This is a genomic window from Streptomyces sp. AC512_CC834 (genome assembly GCF_019049325.1).
In the GTDB taxonomy this organism is placed as follows: Bacteria; Actinomycetota; Actinomycetes; order Streptomycetales; family Streptomycetaceae; genus Streptomyces.
The window spans coordinates 688,753-707,436 of record NZ_JAGMUO010000097.1 but is presented as its reverse complement, the minus strand read 5'-3'; the positions used below and the strand labels follow the sequence as shown (position 1 = coordinate 707,436).

18 protein-coding genes are annotated in these 18,684 nt (G+C 71.7%); 7 read left to right on the top strand and 11 right to left on the bottom strand.

Annotated features, from left to right (window positions below; genetic code table 11):
- Positions 1-87: 87 nt before the first annotated feature.
- Both KUM40_RS30745 and KUM40_RS30740 read left to right on the top strand, forming a co-directional pair.
- Positions 88-1,392: a sensor histidine kinase gene (locus tag KUM40_RS30745; protein ID WP_254395788.1), complete on the top strand. Its 1,305-nt coding sequence runs from the start codon at positions 88-90 to the stop codon at positions 1,390-1,392.
- A complete protein-coding gene (locus KUM40_RS30740; RefSeq protein WP_217169466.1) occupies positions 1,389-2,054 on the top strand; it encodes a response regulator transcription factor in 666 nt (221 codons plus the stop codon). Before KUM40_RS30745 ends, KUM40_RS30740 begins: the two co-directional genes overlap by 4 nt.
- Here the strand turns inward: KUM40_RS30740 and KUM40_RS30735 are convergent.
- Positions 2,015-2,299: a DUF6332 family protein gene (locus tag KUM40_RS30735; protein ID WP_217169465.1), complete on the bottom strand. Its 285-nt coding sequence runs from the start codon at positions 2,297-2,299 to the stop codon at positions 2,015-2,017. The two genes, KUM40_RS30740 and KUM40_RS30735, sit on opposite strands and share 40 nt — an antisense overlap.
- A 75-nt stretch (positions 2,300-2,374) precedes the next feature.
- Between KUM40_RS30735 and KUM40_RS30730 the strand changes: the two genes are divergently transcribed.
- Positions 2,375-2,773: a MarR family winged helix-turn-helix transcriptional regulator gene (locus tag KUM40_RS30730; protein WP_217169464.1), complete on the top strand. Its 399-nt coding sequence runs from the start codon at positions 2,375-2,377 to the stop codon at positions 2,771-2,773.
- Positions 2,774-2,816: 43 nt separating this feature from the next.
- On the opposite strand, the gene KUM40_RS30725 is transcribed toward KUM40_RS30730, so the two are convergent.
- The 3 genes from KUM40_RS30725 to KUM40_RS30715 all read right to left on the bottom strand — a co-directional run bounded on the left by KUM40_RS30725 (position 2,817) and on the right by KUM40_RS30715 (position 5,516).
- A complete protein-coding gene (locus KUM40_RS30725; protein ID WP_217169463.1) occupies positions 2,817-3,551 on the bottom strand; it encodes a maleylpyruvate isomerase family mycothiol-dependent enzyme in 735 nt (244 codons plus the stop codon).
- A 90-nt stretch (positions 3,552-3,641) separates the two neighbouring features.
- On the bottom strand, positions 3,642-4,814 hold the full coding sequence (locus KUM40_RS30720) for an MFS transporter (RefSeq protein ID WP_217169828.1): 1,173 nt from the start codon (positions 4,812-4,814) through the stop codon (positions 3,642-3,644).
- 180 nt (positions 4,815-4,994) lie between these two features.
- Positions 4,995-5,516, bottom strand: a complete 522-nt coding sequence (locus KUM40_RS30715; protein WP_217169462.1) for a hypothetical protein — start codon at positions 5,514-5,516, stop codon at positions 4,995-4,997.
- Between the two features lie 359 nt (positions 5,517-5,875).
- Between KUM40_RS30715 and KUM40_RS41750 the strand changes: the two genes are divergently transcribed.
- Positions 5,876-5,971 carry a DUF6415 family natural product biosynthesis protein gene (locus KUM40_RS41750; protein ID WP_254395787.1) on the top strand — a complete coding sequence of 32 codons (96 nt, stop codon included), beginning with the start codon at positions 5,876-5,878 and terminating at the stop codon, positions 5,969-5,971.
- Positions 5,972-6,228: 257 nt separating this feature from the next.
- Here the strand turns inward: KUM40_RS41750 and KUM40_RS30710 are convergent, their stop codons facing one another.
- Genes KUM40_RS30710 through KUM40_RS30695 form a run of 4 tightly spaced genes read right to left on the bottom strand, consistent with a single transcriptional unit; the run spans position 6,229 to position 10,757 of the window.
- The gene (locus KUM40_RS30710; RefSeq protein ID WP_217169461.1) at positions 6,229-7,620 is read right to left on the bottom strand and encodes a GH1 family beta-glucosidase; all 1,392 of its coding nucleotides are present in this window, start codon (positions 7,618-7,620) and stop codon (positions 6,229-6,231) included.
- Positions 7,621-7,660: 40 nt separating this feature from the next.
- Positions 7,661-8,488, bottom strand: a complete 828-nt coding sequence (locus KUM40_RS30705) for a carbohydrate ABC transporter permease (protein ID WP_217169460.1) — start codon at positions 8,486-8,488, stop codon at positions 7,661-7,663.
- Positions 8,489-8,493: 5 nt separating this feature from the next.
- Entirely contained in the window at positions 8,494-9,447 is a 954-nt protein-coding gene (locus KUM40_RS30700; protein WP_217169827.1) for a carbohydrate ABC transporter permease, read from the bottom strand.
- 23 nt (positions 9,448-9,470) lie between these two features.
- Positions 9,471-10,757 carry a sugar ABC transporter substrate-binding protein gene (locus tag KUM40_RS30695; protein ID WP_217169459.1) on the bottom strand — a complete coding sequence of 429 codons (1,287 nt, stop codon included), beginning with the start codon at positions 10,755-10,757 and terminating at the stop codon, positions 9,471-9,473.
- Positions 10,758-11,040: 283 nt separating this feature from the next.
- Between KUM40_RS30695 and yicI the strand changes: the two genes are divergently transcribed.
- Positions 11,041-13,335 (top strand): alpha-xylosidase, encoded by a 2,295-nt coding sequence (gene yicI, locus KUM40_RS30690; protein WP_217169458.1) that lies wholly within the window; start codon positions 11,041-11,043, stop codon positions 13,333-13,335.
- An 11-nt stretch (positions 13,336-13,346) separates the two neighbouring features.
- Here the strand turns inward: yicI and KUM40_RS30685 are convergent, their stop codons facing one another.
- From KUM40_RS30685 to KUM40_RS30675, 3 genes are all read right to left on the bottom strand, one after another.
- The gene (locus tag KUM40_RS30685) at positions 13,347-14,549 is read right to left on the bottom strand and encodes a cysteine desulfurase-like protein (RefSeq protein WP_217169457.1); all 1,203 of its coding nucleotides are present in this window, start codon (positions 14,547-14,549) and stop codon (positions 13,347-13,349) included.
- 522 nt (positions 14,550-15,071) lie between these two features.
- Positions 15,072-16,136, bottom strand: coding sequence for an ABC transporter permease (locus KUM40_RS30680; protein WP_217169456.1), 1,065 nt, complete (start codon positions 16,134-16,136; stop codon positions 15,072-15,074).
- Positions 16,137-16,149: 13 nt separating this feature from the next.
- Positions 16,150-16,752, bottom strand: a complete 603-nt coding sequence (locus tag KUM40_RS30675) for a Dps family protein (RefSeq protein WP_217169455.1) — start codon at positions 16,750-16,752, stop codon at positions 16,150-16,152.
- Positions 16,753-16,960: 208 nt separating this feature from the next.
- Between KUM40_RS30675 and KUM40_RS30670 the strand changes: the two genes are divergently transcribed.
- Positions 16,961-18,076 carry a Gfo/Idh/MocA family protein gene (locus tag KUM40_RS30670; RefSeq protein WP_217169454.1) on the top strand — a complete coding sequence of 372 codons (1,116 nt, stop codon included), beginning with the start codon at positions 16,961-16,963 and terminating at the stop codon, positions 18,074-18,076.
- 138 nt (positions 18,077-18,214) lie between these two features.
- Positions 18,215-18,679, top strand: a complete 465-nt coding sequence (locus KUM40_RS30665) for a phospholipase (RefSeq protein WP_217169453.1) — start codon at positions 18,215-18,217, stop codon at positions 18,677-18,679.
- Positions 18,680-18,684: the final 5 nt, after the last annotated feature.

Sequence of the window (18,684 nt, the reverse complement as noted above, 5' to 3'; positions counted from 1 at the left end):
GGGGGATGGCGTACTTCGCCGGGAGTACGTGTGATCACCACGCGCGGGTGACGCCGGCCGCGGTGCGCGCCGTCTAGCGTGGCGGTCATGGACGGACAGCGTGAGCGCGGGGGCGGGCCGCCGCAGTGGTGGCGGCCCGGGCAGCCCCCGTGGTGGAACCGGCGGGGCGACGAGGAGCGCCGCCCCCGGTGGCCCTGGCGTTCCACGGCGCTGATCACGGCGTTCGTGCTGATCGGCTCGAACTTCGCCGCCCACGCCCAGGAGGGGGAGCGGGCCGCCCTCGACCCCTTCGCCCGTGCGCTGCTGTTCGTGACGGGGGCGGCCCTGCTGTGGCGGCAGCGGTACCCGGTGCCGGTCGTCTTCGGCACGGCGGTCACCACCCTGCTCTACCTGGGCGCCGGATACCCGTACGGACCGGTGTTCGTGGCCGTCGCGGTGGCCTGCTTCAGCGCCGTCGTCGCCGGGCACCGCAGAGCCGCGTGGGCGGCGATGGGGACGCTCTGGGCCGGGCACGCCCTGGTGGCGCACTGGCTCTACCGGTGGCTGCCGCCGTCCGGGGACGCGGCCGCGTCCTGGGGACAGGAGATCGTGATCGCCACCTGGGTCGTGGCGATCGTGGCCGTGTCGGAGCTGGCCCGGATCCGCCGCGAACAGTGGGCGCGGGAGCGGGCCGAACGGGCCCAGGCGGCGCGTCGACGCGCGGACGAGGAGCGGCTGCGCATCGCCCGCGAGCTGCACGACGTACTGGCGCACAGCATCTCCGTCATCAACGTGCAGGCGGGCGTCGGTCTGGCCCTCCTGGACACCGACCCGGAGCAGGCGCGCACCGCACTCACCACCATCAAGGACCAGAGCAAGGAGGCGCTCGGCGAGGTCCGGCAGGTGCTCGACACCCTGCGCACCCCCGGAGACGCGCCGCGCGCGCCCGCCCCCGGTCTCGACCGGCTGCCCGAACTGGTCGAGCAGGCGGCGAGCGCGGGCCTCACCGTCGAGGTGGAGGGGAAGCCGCCGCACCTGTCGCCCGGCACCGACCTGGCCGCGTTCCGCATCGTGCAGGAGGCGCTCACCAACGTCGTGCGGCACTCGGGCTCGCGCCGCGCGCGCGTGTGTCTCGACCGGGAGGGCGGCACGCTGCGGCTGCGCGTCGACGACGACGGCCCCGCGACGGGCGCCGAGGCGGGCGGCAGCGGCAACGGGCTGGCCGGGATGCGGGAGCGGGCGGCGGCCCTGGGTGGCACCATCGAGGCGGGCCCGCGACCCGACGGCGGCTTCCGGGTGCTGGCCTCCCTGCCGATCGACGTGAAGCCCACGGCGCAGGCGAAGCCCATGAGGCGGGCGAACCCCACGACGCAGGCGAAGCCCATCAGGCACGTGAAGGAGGACGACCGGTGATCCGCGTACTGCTCGCCGACGACCAGTCACTGGTACGGGCCGGCTTCCGGGCGCTGCTGGACGCTCAGCAGGACATCGAGGTGGTCGCGGAGGCCGCCGACGGCGAGGAGGCGGTGCGCTCGATCCGTGAACTGCGCCCCGACGTCGTCCTCATGGACATCCGCATGCCCCTGCTCGACGGCCTGGCCGCGACCCGCCGGGTGACCCAGGACGCCGGGTTGCGGGACGTGAAGGTCGTCATGCTCACCACCTTCGAACTCGACGAGTACGTCTTCGAGGCGATCCGCTCCGGCGCCTCCGGCTTCCTGGTCAAGGACACCGAACCCGAGGAACTCCTGCGCGCCGTACGGGCGGTGGTGGACGGCGACGCGCTGCTGTCACCGGGGGTGACCCGCCGCCTGATCGCCGAGTTCGCGGCGCGCTCCAAAGAGCCCGCGGCGGCCGGCGAGATGGCCCGGCTGACCGAGCGGGAGCGCGAGGTGATGGCCCTGGTCGGCATCGGACTGTCCAACGAGGAGATCGCCCGCCGACTGGTCGTCAGCCCGCTGACCGCCAAGACCCACGTCAGCCGCACCATGGTGAAGCTGGGCGCCCGCGACCGGGCCCAACTGGTCGTACTCGCCTACGAGTCGGGACTGGTACGGCCGGGCTGGCTCGGCTGACCACGGCGCGCGAACCGGACCAGTACGCTCACCACCCGGACGAAGAACAGCACCACGGCCAGCACCACCCCCGAGCCGACGAGCGCACCACGCACCGGGGCCGGCAGGCCGAAGAGATACGCCGGCCCCGCCACGGCCCCGAACAGCACGGCAGCCGCGAACGCCGCGCTGCACAGCGCGTAGCCGATCTCGACCGTGATGGCGTCCCGCTCGCCCTGCGAACGCCGTCCCCCGTAGGTGTCCATGCCGACAAGTCTCCCAGAGCGGCGCCGATTCGGCAGCACGGTGCCGACCACGATCCGCTCTGCTACGGTGCGCGCATGGCGGCGAAGAAGGCCGAACAAGCGCTCGTGACCCAGTGGCGCCAGATCCTGGCCCTGCACGCCGGCGTCCAGTGCGAACTCGACCGCGCGTTGCACCGACACGGCCTGTGCGGAAGCGACTTCGAGGTGCTCGACGTCCTGGCCGGCCCCCGGGACGAGGACGGTCCCGGCTCCTGCGGATACCGGGTCCAGGAGATCTCCGAGCGGGTCCACCTCAGCCAGAGCGCGCTGTCCCGTCTCGTGGCCCGGCTGGAGAAGGACGGTCTCGTCGAGCGCTCCATGTGCCCCGAGGACCGGCGGGGCGTGCGGGTGGCGCTCACCCCGAAGGGACGGGCCCGGCACGGCGAGGTCCTCCCGGTGCAACGAGCGGTCCTGCACCGGATGCTGACCGGATGACCGGCAGACTGGGCGTCGTCGGCGCGCGCGGTTCGCCTCGCCTTCAGGTGACGCCCGACCTCTCCCGCCAGAGCGCGGCGAGCGAGCCGTCGCCGGTGACTTCCGGGAAGGCCCGGCGGTTCCACAGCGCCGAGTAGAGCTGCGCGGCGGGTCCGGACAGCTCGCAGTCGGCGTCCCCGGCGCCGTCCCGCACGGTCACCGGAGGCTGCGCGGACAGCCGTACGGTCCATACGGCATCCGGCGCGTCCGTCGCCCGGACCCGCAGCGTGCGGGGCTCCTCGGAGCGTACGGCGCTCTTCGGACGGGCATGGAAGCCGCACAGCAGCTCGTCGATGCCGTCCACCGCGAAGTCCACGCCGACGCCGGTGGGTGCACCGCCCCGGGCCGACTCGGCGTCGAACCGGTGCCCGGTCGTCTCGTGCGCCTGCCGCCGGGCCCAGAAGGCGAGCGGTGACGGCGCGGGCAGGAAGTGCCAGCACCGCACGTCGGGTGCGGCGCCCGCGAGGGTGTCGACGAGCCGGCCGTGCCCCTGGCGGAACCAGTCCAGGAGCGGGGCACCGTCCAGGTCGGGCAGGCCGCCCTCGGGCCGGGGACCGGTGTGTCCCTCGGCGACGAACGCCGCCGCCCAGCGATGGATCGTCCCCGTGTGCCGCAGCAGGTCCCGCACCTGCCAGCCGGGGCAGGTCGGCACCTCGGCGTCACTGCCCGCCGCCTCGGCGGCCGCGGCCAGCAACGCGCCTTCGCGGTCCAGGATCTCGACGTACGCGGCAGTCTTCATGCCACGGAGTGTGCCGCATGGAGCGGACCCGGCGGCAGGCCCCCGGGGTGGTCGGCCGCCCCCGGAGTGGCCGGCGGCTCGGGCCCCGGCTCAGCCGGGAACCGCCGCGCGCCGCGTCGCGACCGCCACCAGCACCGCCACCGCCGCGAGCACCGCCACGCTGGTGAGGGCGGCCGACAGGGAGAACCAGTCGGCCATGAAACCGATCGCGGGCGGGCCCAGCAGCATGCCGCCGTAGCCCAGGGTGGACGCGGTCGCGACACCGCTGGGGCCGCCGAGCGCACCGGCCCGTTCGATCGCGACCGGAAAGATGTTGGCGAGTCCGAGACCGGTGATCGCGAAGCCGAACAGTGCCGCCCACACCGACGGAGCGAGCGAGCCGAGCAGCATGCCGGCCGCAGCGGTGGTGCCGCCGACCACCACCGTGGCCGTCCGGCCGAGGCGTTCCAGCAGCGTCGTCCCCGTCAGCCGGCCGACGGTCATGGCAAGCGCGAAGCACGAGTAGCCCGCCGCCGCCATGCCCGGGGATGCGTCGAGGTCCTGCTCCAGGTGCAGAGCGCCCCAGTCGGCCATCGCGCCCTCGCCGTACGCCGTGCACAGGGCGATCAGACCAAAGGTGATGACGAGGCGACGCGTACGACGGTCCGGGCGGCGCGGGGCACTGCCCTCCTCGGGCGTGCGGTCCACCAGCGCGGCGGGCTCGCAACGCAGCAGGGCGCGGCCCGCGAAGAGCGTGACCAGCAGGCCGATCACGGTGAGCCCGAGCAGGTGCCGCGTCGGCGACAGCGACCCGGCGACCAGCCCGCCGAGCCCCGCGCCGACCATGCCGCCGAGACTGAACGCCGCGTGGAAGCTGGGCATGATCGGCCGCCCCAGCACGGCCACCAGATCCACGGCGGCGCTGTTGAACGCGACGTTGATCCCGCCGTAGGCGCTGCCGAAGACCACCAGCACGGCGCCGAGGGCGAGTGCGGAGTGGGTGAGCGGGGGCAGGGCGATGCTGAGGCAGAGCAGGACCGCGCAGGCGACGGTGACGGGGTGGCTGCCGTAGCGGCGGACCAGTCGTCCGGTGAGCGTCATGGTGACGACGGCACCCGCCGAGACACCGAGCAGCGCGAGTCCCAGGGCGCTGGCGGAGGCGCCGGTCTGCTCCTTGATGGCGGGGATCCGGACCACCCAGCCGGCGAAGACGAAGCCGTCGAGGGCGAAGAAGGCGGTCAGGGCGATACGGAGACGGGTGAGATCGTCGCGGGAGCCCGGCACGGCGCTGTGCGATCGGGCTTTGTTTATTTGCGGCACAAAGTCAGGCTAGAGGCGGGACCGCGGACGGACAAGGGTCGGATTCCGGCGACAGCGCCGCAGTCCGGAGCCGCCCTCCGTAGTTGCACGGGCTCAAACGACGCCAAGGTGGACCAGGGCCCAACGCGCGGCCGCAACATGACCTCAGCCCGTCGAATCTCGGTGACCGCCGGGAAGGCCGGCCGCAGCCGCCCAGAAGAAGACGTGCCCGCACTTGGGGGACGGCGCTCGTGAGCGCTCGGCGAGGACGATCAGAGCATGGCGCAGTTCCCTGCTCAGTCGGAAGAGCCGATGGCCGTACTGCCCGCCCCTGTAGGTGTACAGCCGAAAGACCTTGACGGCCCGCTCGTCGCGGCCGTCGGCGAAGGTGTCCGGGAGTCCGGCGAGCAGCTCGAAGTCGCTCTTGCCGGTCGTTGCGGAAGTCACCGAGCTCAGAGGCAGGACGTCAAGTTCTGCGGCAGACACGGAAATGTCGACCGCGACGGCATGGGCGGCCAGGGCCGCGAAGACCTCGATGAGCGGCTCCCCTTCCGTGATGCTGATGCCCAGGGCCTCCAGGCGCTCGTGACGGCGGGCCTGGCGCCACCCCTCCTCGTCCACCACCGGCAGCAGGACACGGCGCAGGTGTGCGCAGCGACGCCACAACATGTCGTGATCGGAGATCACCGCCGACCCTCCCCAGGTCGAGTGGGACACGCGGGGCCGAACGGCCGTCCCGACCGCCGCAGATCCTCCAACCTCCCACTGCGCACGGTGTACGTACAGAGCGGAAGTCAAGGCCCCTGACGGCGCAGGTGCTGAGCAGGCAGGGCGCCAAGCGCCGAGCCGCGCGAGAGGGACTACGAGTGACCGGTGCAGCCGGGTGGCATGAAACCTACAGCCCTCCCTTCAGATGCGTCACCACGGTCTTCGCTCAATACCGCGGAGATGAGAGCCACCGCCCGCCACCTGCTTGTCGAGGACGCCGAGCCCCCTTCGCCGCAGGACTTGGAGACGCATACCCTCCGGTGCATCGGAAGGCCCGCATGCGGCTGCGCCTCGAGCCCGGCCGCAACCTTCCCGCCGGCATCAGGCACGCGCAGCGCCTCGCCCGGTCCGTGAAAGCCCTCTGCGACCACTAGCAGACGGTGGGCGGTGAGTACCGGTGACCGCCGCGCGGCACGTGTGCCGGTACTGCGACGCGTCGATTCCCGACCCGGACGACTAGCGGTTGGTGATTGGACAGTCTGTCCCGGCAAAAGCGCCACTTCGGCGGCGTGTCGCCGGGACAGACTGTCCAATCATGAGGCCCGGACCACCGGGCCGACGGCTGACCGGCTGATTCGCCAACAGCGTCCGCACGGCCGGGCCCCGCGCACCGGAGCCCCGGCGCACCGGGTCAGCCGCGGTTCGCGGCGATCAGCTCGCGGTACCAGTGGTAGCTGTCCTTCGGTGTGCGTTCCTGCGTGTCGTAGTCGACCCGCACGATGCCGAAGCGCTTGTCGTAGCCGTACGCCCACTCGAAGTTGTCCAGCAGCGACCACACGTAGTACCCGCGTACGTCCACGCCCGCGTCGATCGCGGCTCGCAGCGCGGTGAGGTGGTCGCGCAGGTAGGCGACGCGGTCGGTGTCGTGCACCGTGCCGTCGGCGGCGGGCGCGTCGTCCTCCGCCGAGCCGTTCTCCGTGATGTGGACCGGCGGCAGGGCGTCGCCGTACTGCTGCTTGAGCTGGACGAGCAGGTCGGTGAAGCTGTCCGGGACGACCGGCCAGTTCATCGCCGTGTGCCGGACGCCGGGGAGCCGCACCTCCTCGTAGCGGTTGTCCGTTGCCACGCGCCGCGCCGGGTCGCTCTCGCGGTGCGGGGCGTCGGAGACGATGATCGGGCGGTAGTAGTTGATGCCGAGGAAGTCCAGGGGCTGGGAGATCAGCTCCAGGTCACCGTCCCGCCGGAAGTCCTCGCCGGTGATCAGCTCGCCCCAGGTCTCCTCCTCGGTGACCGGGTAGCGGCCCGCGAGGATCGGCTCGGTCCACACCAGGTTGTGCTGGGTGTCCGCGCGGACCACCGCCGCCAGGTCGGCCGGGGAGTCGGTGGCGGGCAGGTTGCGGTCGAGGTTGAGGGTGATGCCGACCTCGCGCACCCCGGCCGCGCGCAACGCCCGCACGGCCAGCCCGTGGCCGACCAGCAGGTGGTGGGCGGCGGCCAGCGCGCCCCGGCCCTCCTTGGCTCCGGGGGCGTGCCGACCGATGGAGTAGCCGAGGAAGGAGCTGCACCACGGCTCGTTGAGGGTGATCCAGCGCGGCACCCGGTCGCCCAGGTGCTCCGCGACCACGGCCGTGTACTCGGCGAAGCGCTCCGCCGTCTCCCGCACCCGCCAGCCGCCCCGGTCCTCCAGGGCCTGTGGCAGGTCCCAGTGGTAGAGGGTGGCGGCCGGCTCGATGCCCGCCGCGAGCAGTTCGTCCACCAGGCGGGAGTAGAAGTCCAGGCCCTTGGGGTTCACCGCGCCCGAACCGTCCGGCACGATGCGCGGCCAGGCGATGGAGAAGCGGTAGGAGTCCACGCCGAGGTCGCGCAGCAGCGCCACGTCCTCGGGATAGCGGTGGTAGTGGTCGCAGGCCACGTCACCGGTGTCGCCGTTCACCACCAGGCCGGGGGTGTGGCTGTAGGTGTCCCAGATCGACGGACCGCGGCCGTCCTCCGCCGCTGCGCCCTCGATCTGGTACGAGGCGGTCGCGGCGCCGAGGACGAAGCCGGGCGGGAAACCGGGGTACTCACCGGGGTACTCACTCATGCTGTGGTGCTCATCTCCGTGCTTGCGGGGCGTGCGAGGTTCACTTGACGGAACCGCCGGAGATCCCGGCGGCGATGTACTTCTGGGCGAGGACGAGGAGGATCGCGGCGGGCACCGCCGACAGCACGGAGGCCGCCATCACCGAGCCCCAGTCGCCGACGTGCGCGCCGATGTACTGGTAGATGCCCAGGGTGATGGGCTTGACGTCGTCGGTCGTGTTCAGGGTGAGCGCGAACATGAAGTCGCTCCACGAGAACAGGAACGCGAACAGCCCCGACGTGATCAGCGAGTTGCGGCTCATCGGCAGCACCACCCGCACGAAGGTGCGCACCGGACCGGCACCGTCGATCTGCGCGGCCTCGATCACCTCGCCCGGGATCGACACCATGAAGGAGCGCATCAGCACGATGGAGAACGGGATGCCCAGCGAGGCGTCCGCCAGCATCAGGCCGAAGTAGGAGTTGACCAGGCCCAGGTCGACGTACGAGTTGTAGAGCGCGTTGGCGATGACGATGCCCGGCACCATCTGGGTGATCAGCGTGCCGAACACGATGGTGCGCGAGCCGCGCAGCCCGAACCGCGCGAGCCCGTAGGCGGCCGGCGCCGATATCGCCAGGCAGATGGCGACCGCGCCGAGCGAGACCGCCAGCGAGGTCAGCAGGTGACCGCCCTGGTCGCTGATCGCCTTGGAGAAGCCGGACATGTCGAGGCCGCCCGGCACCGGGTCGACCTGGAGCAGCCCCGAGTCGGGCTGGAGCGCGGTGTTGAGCATCCAGTACAGCGGGAAGAGCATCACGCACAGGATGAGAACGCCGGCGACGGTGGAACCCCAGCGGCGCCGGGAGGCGGTGGGCGTGTGGGAGGCCATGGACGTCACTTCCCCTCGGTGCGGTTGGCCCGCAGGTAGAACACCGCGAACACGGCGGAGATCAGGATGAGTACGTTGCCGACGACGGCGCCCGCGCCGAAGTCCAGTTGTACGAACGAGTTCTGGTACGTCAGGGTGCCGAGCGTCTGGGTGGCGTCGGCGGGGCCGCCGTCGGTCAGGGCGAGGATCAGGTCGAGGATCTTGACCGTCGACATGAAGCCGAGCACGAGGACGACCGTGACGACGGGCTTGAGCATCGGCAGGGTGACGGAGCGGAAGGTCCGCCAGGCCGAGGCGCCGTCCAGGGCGGCCGCCTCGTGCAGCTCCTTCGGGATCTCCTGGAGACCGCCGTACAGGATGACCATGTTGAACGGGATGCCGATCCAGATGTTGACCAGGATGACCGACACCAGGGCCATCTCCGGACTGGTCAGCCAGGGCGTGTGCCCGCCGATGCCGAACGTGTCCAGGAACGAGTTGAGCACACCCGTGTCCTGGTCGAGGATGCGCCGCCAGACGATGCCGGACACCACCATGGGCACCAGCCAGGGCAGCAGGATCAGCGAGCGCAGCACCCCGTTCAGCGGGAAGCGGCGGCTGAAGAAGACCGCGAGAGCGAGACCGATGCAGAACTGGCCGAGCAGCGAGCCCGCCGTGAAGACGAGCGTGTGCCACAGGGCCTTGCCGAACAGGGCGTCCTGGAACACGTGGGACCAGTTGTCGGTGCCGTTGAAGGGCGCCTCACCGGTGAAGAAGGTCTTCGGCGTGTACTCCTGGAAGCTCATCACGACGTTGCGGACGAGGGGGTAGCCGAAGAACAGCAGCATGAAGACGACGGCGGGGGCGACGAACCCCCACTGGGTGAGCCTGCGGCGGCGCGCGATCCGGCCCGGGTCGGGCGCGGCGGGCGACTTGGCCGCCTCGGCGGGCGTCCGCGCGGTGACGGCGGACGTGGGCATGGGAGTGGTCATGGGGGCGTACCTCAGTTCCCGCTCGTGGCCCGCTGCTGGGCGCGCTTCAGGGCGGTCTCACTGGACTGGCCGGTCAGGGCGGACTGGAAGGCGCTCTGCAGGGCGAGCGACACGCTCGACCAGCCGGCGCCGAGCTTCGCGGTCCGGGACCGGGCGACGGCGACCTGGTCGGCGAGGGACTCCAGCTCGGGCACCTTCTCGCGCCAGACGGCGGCGGCCTTGGCGTTGGCCGGGACCATCCAACTGTTGAGCGCGTAGGTCAGTTGCTCCTTCTCGCTCGCCAGACAGGCGACGATCTTGCCGGCCGTCTTCTCCCGGGCCTCGTCACCGGTGTTGGGGACGGTCAGGACAGCGCCGCCGAGCGGGCCCACCGAGTCGTCGCCGGCCTCGGGGACCGGGATCGGCGCGATCTCCCAGTGCAGCGACTTGTCGCTGTTGAGCGTCTCCACCTGCCACGGGCCGTTGATCATCATCGCCGCGTTGCCGGCCATGAACTGGTCGTTGACGTCCGCCTGCGTCCAGTTGACCGTCGACTTCGAGAGCGAACCGTCCTTCAGCAGGCTCTTCCAGTAGTCCAGGGCCTCGACGACCTTCGGGCCGTCCAGGTCGGTCTCGTCGCCGCCGTTGGACCACATGAAGGGCGTGAACTGGAAGACGCCGTCCTCCGCGCCGCCCGCGCTGAGCGCCAGGCCGTACTGGTTGCCCCGGGTGAGCTTCTTCGCGCTCTCTCGCAACTCCGCCCAGGTGGTGGGCACCTCCACACCGGCCTGGTCGAGGACATCCTTGTTGTAGAAGAGGGCGAGCGTGTTCACGGAGCGGGCCGCACCGTAGTACGTCCCCTTGTACGAGCCGAAGTCGACGATGCCGTCGGGTATGTCGTCGGTGCTCAGCCCGAGGGTCCTGAGGTCGACCAGACCGCCCGCGTCGGCGAACGTCGGCATCTCGGACGCGTCGAACTGCACGATGTCGGGCAGCGACTTGGACGACGCCATGCGCAGGGCCTTCGTCATCACCTGCGAGGCCGGGACGCTCTGCTGCTCGATGGTGACGCCCAGCTCCTTGCCGCAGCGGGCCATCGCCTCCGCGTCCCAGCGGTGGTACGACTCGTCGGTCGAGGAGTTCATCACGGTGTACACGTCGGCGTCCCGCTGCTGTCCGCAGCCGGCCAGTGCGCCCCCGGCGACCAGCACGGACACCGCGGCGAACGGGGCGACGACTCGGTGTGAGCGTCCTCGCCCGCGGCGCGCGGCAGCCGGAGGGTGTGCTGTCAAGGCGAGCGAGGTGAAGCGCTTCGACATGGTGCGGCCCTTGCTGTCGTACCGTCCGGCTTCCTCGCCGGACTGTTTTGTTTGATGTGATGACTAATACGTCACCGACCCGCTTCCGCGCTAGAGGAAAGTGGCCCCTCTCTCGCCGCTCCGCCGGGTGAGGAAGTTGTTCTCGTGCGTGATAGTTGCAGTTCAGATGGTTGAGGTCGATGTGAACGGCTCGGCGCCGGGATTTGTTTTGTGTACGATCAAAACGCTGTGAGACGGCCCCCGTGCTCCCCACCCGACAGCTCCGCCCCACCCAAGGAAGATCATGAAGTTCACCGATGGCTTCTGGCTCATCCGCGAGGGCGTGCATCTCTCGTACGCCACTGAGGTACGCGATGTGCGCCCCGAATCGAAGCGCTTCACCGCCCATGCCGCCGTGAAGAAGGTGACGCGGAGGGGGGACACGCTCAACGCGCCGCTGCTCACGGTCGAGTGCTTCTCTCCCGCCGAGGGCGTCATCGGCGTCCGCGTCACCCACCACGCCGGCAAGCGCCGGCCGGGCCCCGACTTCGCCCTCTCGGGCGCCACGGAGGGCGGTACGGAAGGCGCCACGGAAGGCACCGGCGAGGTAAGCCAGGACGGCACCGTCACCGAGCTGACCAGCGGCCCGCTCACCCTCCGCCTGGACCGGGAGGGACCCTGGGGCCTCGCCTTCCACGACGCGGACGGACGCGAGCTGACCCGCGCGAACGCCAAGGGCACCGCCTTCGCCACCACCGGCGACGGCGCCCACCACATGCTGAGCCGGCTGGCCCTCGGCGTGGGCGAGCAGATCTACGGCCTCGGCGAGCGCTTCACCCCGTTCGTCAAGAACGGCCAGGTCGTCGACATGTGGCAGGCCGACGGCGGTACCAGCAGCGAGCAGGCGTACAAGAACATCCCGTTCTACCTCTCCTCCCGCGGCTACGGCGTCTTCGTCAACCACCCCGGGGCGGTCTCCTTCGAGGTCGGCTCCGAGTCGGTCGGACAGGTGCAGTTCAGCGTCGAGGACCAGACGCTGGAGTACTACGTCGTCGCCGGGCCCACCCCCAAGGACGTCCTCACCCGCTACACTGCCCTCACCGGCCGCCCCGCCCTGCCGCCCGCCTGGTCCTTCGGCCTGTGGCTCACCACGTCCTTCACCACCGACTACGACGAGAAGACGGTGACGTCCTTCGTCGACGGCATGGCCGAACGCGGCATCCCGCTCTCGGTCTTCCACTTCGACTGCTTCTGGATGCGCGAGTACCAGTGGTGCGACTTCCAGTGGGACCCGGACGTCTTCCCCGACCCGGAGGGCATGCTTGCCCGGCTCAAGGCCAAGGGGCTGAAGGTCAGCGCCTGGATCAACCCCTACATCGCCCAGAAGTCCCCGCTCTTCGACGAGGCCGCCGCCCTCGGCCACCTGGTGCGCCGGCCGGACGGCGACATCTGGCAGTGGGACCTGTGGCAGGCCGGGATGGGCCTGGTCGACTTCACCAGCGCCGCCGCCCGCGACTGGTACGCCGGGAAGCTCAAGCCGCTCCTCGACCAGGGCGTGGACTGCTTCAAGACCGACTTCGGCGAGCGGATCCCCACCGACGTCGTCTGGCACGACGGCTCCGACCCGCAGCGCATGCACAACTACTACACGCACCTGTTCAACCGGACCGTCTTCGAACTCCTCGAGAAGGAGCGCGGCCAGGGCGAGGCCGTCCTCTTCGCGCGCTCCGCGACCGCCGGCGGCCAGCAGTACCCCGTGCACTGGGGCGGCGACTGCTGGTCCTCCTTCGAGGCGATGTCCGAGTCACTGCGGGGCGGTCTGTCCCTGTCGCTGAGCGGCTTCGGCTTCTGGAGCCACGACATCGGCGGCTTCGAGGGCACGCCCGACCCGGCGGTCTTCAAGCGCTGGCTGGCCTTCGGCCTGCTCTCCTCGCACAGCCGACTGCACGGCTCCTCGTCGTACCGGGTGCCGTGGGAGTTCGGCGAGGAGGCGGTCGACGTCGCCCGCACCTTCACGCTGCTCAAGCACCGCCTGATGCCCTACCTGTACGGGGTCGCCGCCGAGGCCCACCGCACCGGCGTACCGATGATGCGGCCCATGGTCCTGGAGTACCCGCGGGACCCCGCGTGCCGCCCGCTGGACCGCCAGTACATGCTCGGCTCCGACCTCCTGGTCGCCCCGGTCTTCACCGAGGACGGCGAGGTCGAGGTCTACCTCCCCGAGGGCACCTGGACCCACCTCCTGACCGGCGACCGCGTCACCGGACCGGCCTGGCGCACCGAACGGCACGGCTACGGCAGCCTGCCGCTGTACGTCCGAGAGGGCGCCGTCCTGCCGCTGGCCTCGGACGACGGGCGCCCCGACGGCGACTGGCTGGACGCCCCGACCCTGCTGGTCCATCCTCCCGCCGGGACCGACTACGCCGCCGAGGTCACCGTGCCCGACCTGCTCGGCACACCGGCCGCGACGTTCCGCGTGCGGCGCGACGGGGACGCCCTGCGGGTCACCGCCAACGGCACCGACCGGCCGTTCACCGTCCGGGTCGCGGGCGGCGCGAGCGCGGAGGGCACCGGGGAGGTGACCGTACCTCTGGCCTGAGACCGCCCGCGTCAGCGCTCGAGGCCGGCCAGCGCGGTCAGCAGGCGGTCCACGTCGTCCGCGCTGGTGTACGGCGCGAGTCCGACCCGGACGGCGCCCTGGTCGCCGAGGTCCAGCCGGCGCGCGGCCTCCAGGGCGTAGAAGGACCCGGCGGGCGCGTCGACCGCCCGCTCGGCCAACTGCCGGTAGACGTCGGCCGGGCCCAGACCCGCCACGGTGAACAGCAGCGTCGGCGTGCGGCGTTCGGCGCGCGAGTACACGGTGATCCCGCCGAGGTCGGCCAGCCCCCGCTCGATCCGCTCGCGCAGCGCGTCCTCGTGGGTCCCGAGCGCCGCGAAGGAGGCGACGAGCCGGTCCCGGCGGCTGCCGCGCGCGTCCGGCTCCAGACCGGCGAGGAAGTCCACGGCGGCACGGGCGCCGGCCAGCAGCTCGTACGGCAGCGTACCCAGCTCGAAACGCTCGGGGACGGCGTCGCTCGAGGGCAGCAGCTTGTCGGGGCGCAGCGTCTCGAGGAACTCGGGCCGGGCCGCCAGCACGCCCAGGTGCGGACCGAGGAACTTGTACGGCGAGCACACCAGCGTGTCCGCGCCGAGGGCCGCCGGGTCGACGACGGCGTGCGAGGCGTAGTGCACCGCGTCGACGTGGACCAGCGCGCCGACGCCGTGCGCCAGCCGGGCGATGGCCGGCAGGTCGGGCATGGTGCCGATCAGGTTGGACGCGGCCGTCACGGCGACCAGCCTGGTGCGCGGGGAGAGCACCGCCTCGACGTGCTCGGGAAGCAGCTCCCCGGTGGCCGGTTCGAAGTCCGCCCACCGCACGCTCGCGCCGGCCGCCTCGGCCGCCTGGATCCAGGGCCGGATGTTGGAGTCGTGGTCCAGTCGGGTGACGACCACCTCGTCTCCGGGGCCCCACGTCTTGGCGAGGGTCCGGGACAGGTCGTAGGCGAGCTGTGTGGCGCTGCGGCCCAGGACGATCCCCCGAGGCCCGGTGCCCAGCAGGTCGGCGAGCGCGCTCCGGGCGTCCGCCACGATGCCGCCCGCGTTGCGCTCGCCCTCGGTCGTCCGCCCTCGGTTGGCCAGCGGACGGGACAGTGCCTCGCCGATCGCGTCGATGACCGGCTGCGGGGTCTGGGTGCCGCCCGGCGCGTCGAAGCGGGCCGAGCCGGACTTCAGGGCGGGTATCTGCGCGCGGATCGCGTCGACGTCGAGGGCCATGTGCACTCCAACCGAAAGCGGGAACTCCCGCCTCATGATCGCAGCAGCACGGCGATCGGAACAGACGCCGACCCGGGGCGGGGCGGGGCAGGGCGGGCGACGGCGGCCCCCAGGACGCGTGTACGGCGGCTCGTGGTGGCCAGCGTCGTCGCCGGTCCGGCGGGGAGGCCGGATGGCGCGGGCGGCCGGTGGTGTGAGGGGAGGGAAGCGGGTGGGTGGTGGACAGTCGTGCCTCGGCGGAGGCGGACGGTCGCGTGTGTCGGGCGCGGGGTGGGGTGACGGTGGGTTTCGGGCGGGTGCGCGTGCGCGGTGGTTCGTGGTGGCCGGGGCCGTCGGCCGGTCCGGCCGGTTCGGCGGGGTGGCGGAGTGGCCGGACCGGCGGGGTGGCCGGGGTGGGCGTGGGTGGGGGTGGGCTGCCGCACGTCGCGCGCGGAGCCGGACGGTCCTGTGCCGTGACCGCGGGCGGGGGCCCGGCCCGCGGCACACGTGTGCGCGGGGCCGGCGGACGCGCGGTGCCGTGCGTCAGGCGTCGTCCGCCGCCAGCGGGTTCTTCTCGCGACCGCCGGGATGCCTGTGCCGCCAGAACCAGAAGACGGTGCAGGACAGCAGCGCCCACCCGGCCAGCACCAGGAACGGGAACGCGTGCTGGTAGCCCTGGAAGTACACCGCGGTGTGCTGGGCGTTGACCGAGGCTCCGGGCGGCAGCCACCGGCCGATCAGCCCCAACGGGGACGGCAGCAGCGGCCAGGACACCGCGCCGCCGGACGAGGGATTGCCGATGATCACCATCAGGCCCCAGGTCGGCAGCATCGCCCAGCGGCCGAACATGGTGTTGAACATGGTGAAGACCATGCCGGACACGAACATGGTGAGCGCGAGGATCAGCCACGACTCGGCGAACGGCAGGTCCAGCGCGCCCAGCAGCCAGTCCACGGTGGCGGCGATGGCGAACCCGCCGAGCAGCGAGTACGCCGCCGTGAAGAGGATGCGCTCGACAGGAGTGAGTGTCCGCGCGTGCACGCTCAACTGGATCGCCCCGACGAAGCCGATGATCACGGCGGCCAGGGAGATGTAGAAGATCGCCAGCCCGCGCGGGTCGCCCTGCTGCAGGGGGTTGACGTCCCGGACGGTGACGTGGACGCCGAGCTTCTTCCCCACGGCCGGTGCCGTCTCGGCGAGCAGCTCGGCGACCGAGGCGCCCGACGCGCCGGACAGGTCGAGATGAGCGCTCCGCCCGTCGTCACGCAGCTCGAAGACCGCGAACACCTCCTGCTGCTCGATCGCCTCGCGGGCCGCGGCGCGGGTGTCGTAGGGGTGCACCTTCACCGAGGTGTCCAGTGCCTGCTCCAGGCCCTTCAGATAGGCCCGGCCACCGGCAGCCTCGTACGACCCGACCACGGCCGTGGGGATCAGACGGGGCGTCGGGTTCGCCATCGAGTAGGTGTACGAGCCCGCGAAGAGGCCCGCCGCTGCCGCGAGGATGAGCACCAGCACGGTGGCCGGCCAGAACGGCGACTGCCGGAACGCGGACCACCGCTCTCCGCGCGTCGCAGGCTCGCCGTGCGCGCCGTGGGACAGGTGGGCCATGTCCGACGCGGGGTCAGGCGTGGACCAGCGGCGTGTCCACGAGGTGCTCCGCCACGAACCACGCCTGCAGTTCGTTGGTGCGCACGACCTCGGAGACCAGGAGGTCGTTGGTCCCGTCGTCCCCGTACTCCTGGGTGCGGGCCGCCGCGTCGTGGCAGTCCGTCAGGATCAGCTCGTGCGCCTCCAGCAGCCGCGAGAGCATCGACGGCACTTCCTCCACCCCGTCCGGCGGACGCGGGACGGTGGTGACCTCGGCGACGTGCCGGGGATCGCCGACCGCGACACCGCCGAGTGTCTGGACGCGCTCGGCGACGGTGTCGATCAGCTCGAGCTGTTCGCCCGCGTGCTTGTCCAGCAGCAGGTGCAGTTGGTAGAACGTCGCCCCGCGCATCAGCCAGTGGTACTTCTTGTACAGATCGTGCAGGATCCGGGTGTCCGCCAGGACCTTGTTGAGCCGCTGGCAGGAGTAGAGGCGGGTCTCCATGGTCAGCGCCACGGGGAACTGCTTGACGGTGCCGAACTCCTGAATGGTCCGGCCCTTCTGGTGCAGCCAGGGCTGGCTGCCGTCCGACCGGTGCTCCGCGGACGACGAGGGCTTCGGCTTCGGGGAACTCACGCCTGGACTCCTTCCGGAGAGGACTGAAGAGTGGGCCGGCGCGACGCCGCCGGCTCCGGTTCCCCCCGCGACAGTCGACCAGCCGTGCGCCGAGCCCGCAAACGGTGGGGGTTGTCCGGACCCTCGCTCCCCGCATATCGTCCGCCGTGGTTGAAAGCGCTTTCTAGGCGGCGGGCGCCTGCCGCACGCCGGCTCCGAGGAGGACCGCATGTCCCCACGCCCCGCCCGCCGCCGGGTCGCCGTGGTCGGTACCGGTGCCATCGTCACCGGCGGCCACCTGCCCGCTCTCGGCGCCCACGCCGACCGCACCGAACTGGTCGCCGCCGTCGACGTGGACGGCGTGCGGCTCGACGCCTTCCGCGCCGGGGCGGGCGGCGATGTCGCCGGGTACACGTCGATGGACACCATGCTGGACGCCGTACGGCCCGACCTCGTCCTGATCGGGACGCCGCCGTCCCTGCACCGGGAGCAGACGGTGGCCGCGCTCAAGGCGGGGGCCTGGGTGCTGTGCGAGAAACCGCTGTGTCTGTCCCTCGCCGAGTACGACGACATCGCCGCGGCCGAGGAGGCGTCCGGGGCGTACGCGTCCGTGGTCTTCCAGCACCGGTACGGCTCCGGTGCCGCGCATGCCCGCGACCTGATCGCGAGCGGCGAGCTGGGCGCCCCGCTGGTCGCCCACTGCCAGACGACCTGGCACCGCGACGCCGCCTACTACGCGGTGCCGTGGCGCGGACGCTGGTCCACCGAGGGCGGCGGCCCCACCATGGGCCACGGCATCCACCAGTACGACCTGCTGCTCCAACTGCTCGGCCCCTGGGCGGAGATACGGGCCATGGCGTCGCGCCTGGTCCACGACACCGAGAGCGAGGACGTCTCCACCGCCCTGGTGCGCTTCGGCAACGGCGCCCTCGCCACCGTCGTCAACAGCGTGCTCTCCCCGGACGAGGTGAGCCGCGTCCGCGTCGACTGTGCCGACGCGACGGTGGAGTTGACCCACCTGTACGGGCACCGCAACGACGACTGGACCTACACCCCGGCCCGGCACGTCGCCCCCGAACGCGCCGCCGCCTGGCGGATCCAGGACGCCGACGTGCCCAGCTCCCACACCGCACAGCTCGGTGCCGTCCTCGACGCCTGGGACGCCGGGGCCCGACCGGCGGGCAGCGGCCCGGAGGCCCGCGCCACGCTGGAGTTCGCCGCGGCCGTGTACAAGGCGGCGTTCACCGGACGGCCGGTGCTCGCGGGCGAGATCACTCCCGGCGACCCCTTCCATCCCGCCATGCACGGCGACCACCCCGACTGGGCCCCCGAGGGGCGCGCGTAAGTGTCCCGAGTCGGCCCAAGAGTGAAGTGTTAACGGGAGGTTGGGCCGCAGGAGGTGTGAACGGGTGGTTGAGATGCGCATCATCTTGACATGGACCTGCGGCCCGAGGGGCGGGCCGCAGCCTCATGGAGGTGTGGGATGCACCGCAGACTCGCCACCGGACTCACCACCGGACTCACCGCCGCGGCCCTGGCCGTGACCACCGTCGTCGCCACCGCCGCGACCGCCGACGCCGCTCCCTCCGACAAAGCGCAGGTACTCGCGAGCTGGACCCGGACCAGCGCGTCGAGCTACAACTCCTGGACCGCCGCGCGGGCCAACCAGTCCGCCTGGAGCGCCTACGGGTTCGACTGGACCACCGACTACTGCTCCTCCTCGCCGGACAACCCCTTCGGCTTCCCCTTCAGCACCTCCTGCGCACGGCACGACTTCGGCTACCGAAACTACAAGGACGCGGGCACCTTCAGTGCCAACAAGTCCCGTGTCGACAGCGCCTTCTACGAGGATCTCAAGCGTGTCTGCGCCCGCTACGGCGGCGCCACCAAGGCCGCCTGCAACAGCACGGCGTGGACGTACTACCAGGCCGTGAAGGTGTTCGGCTGACGGGC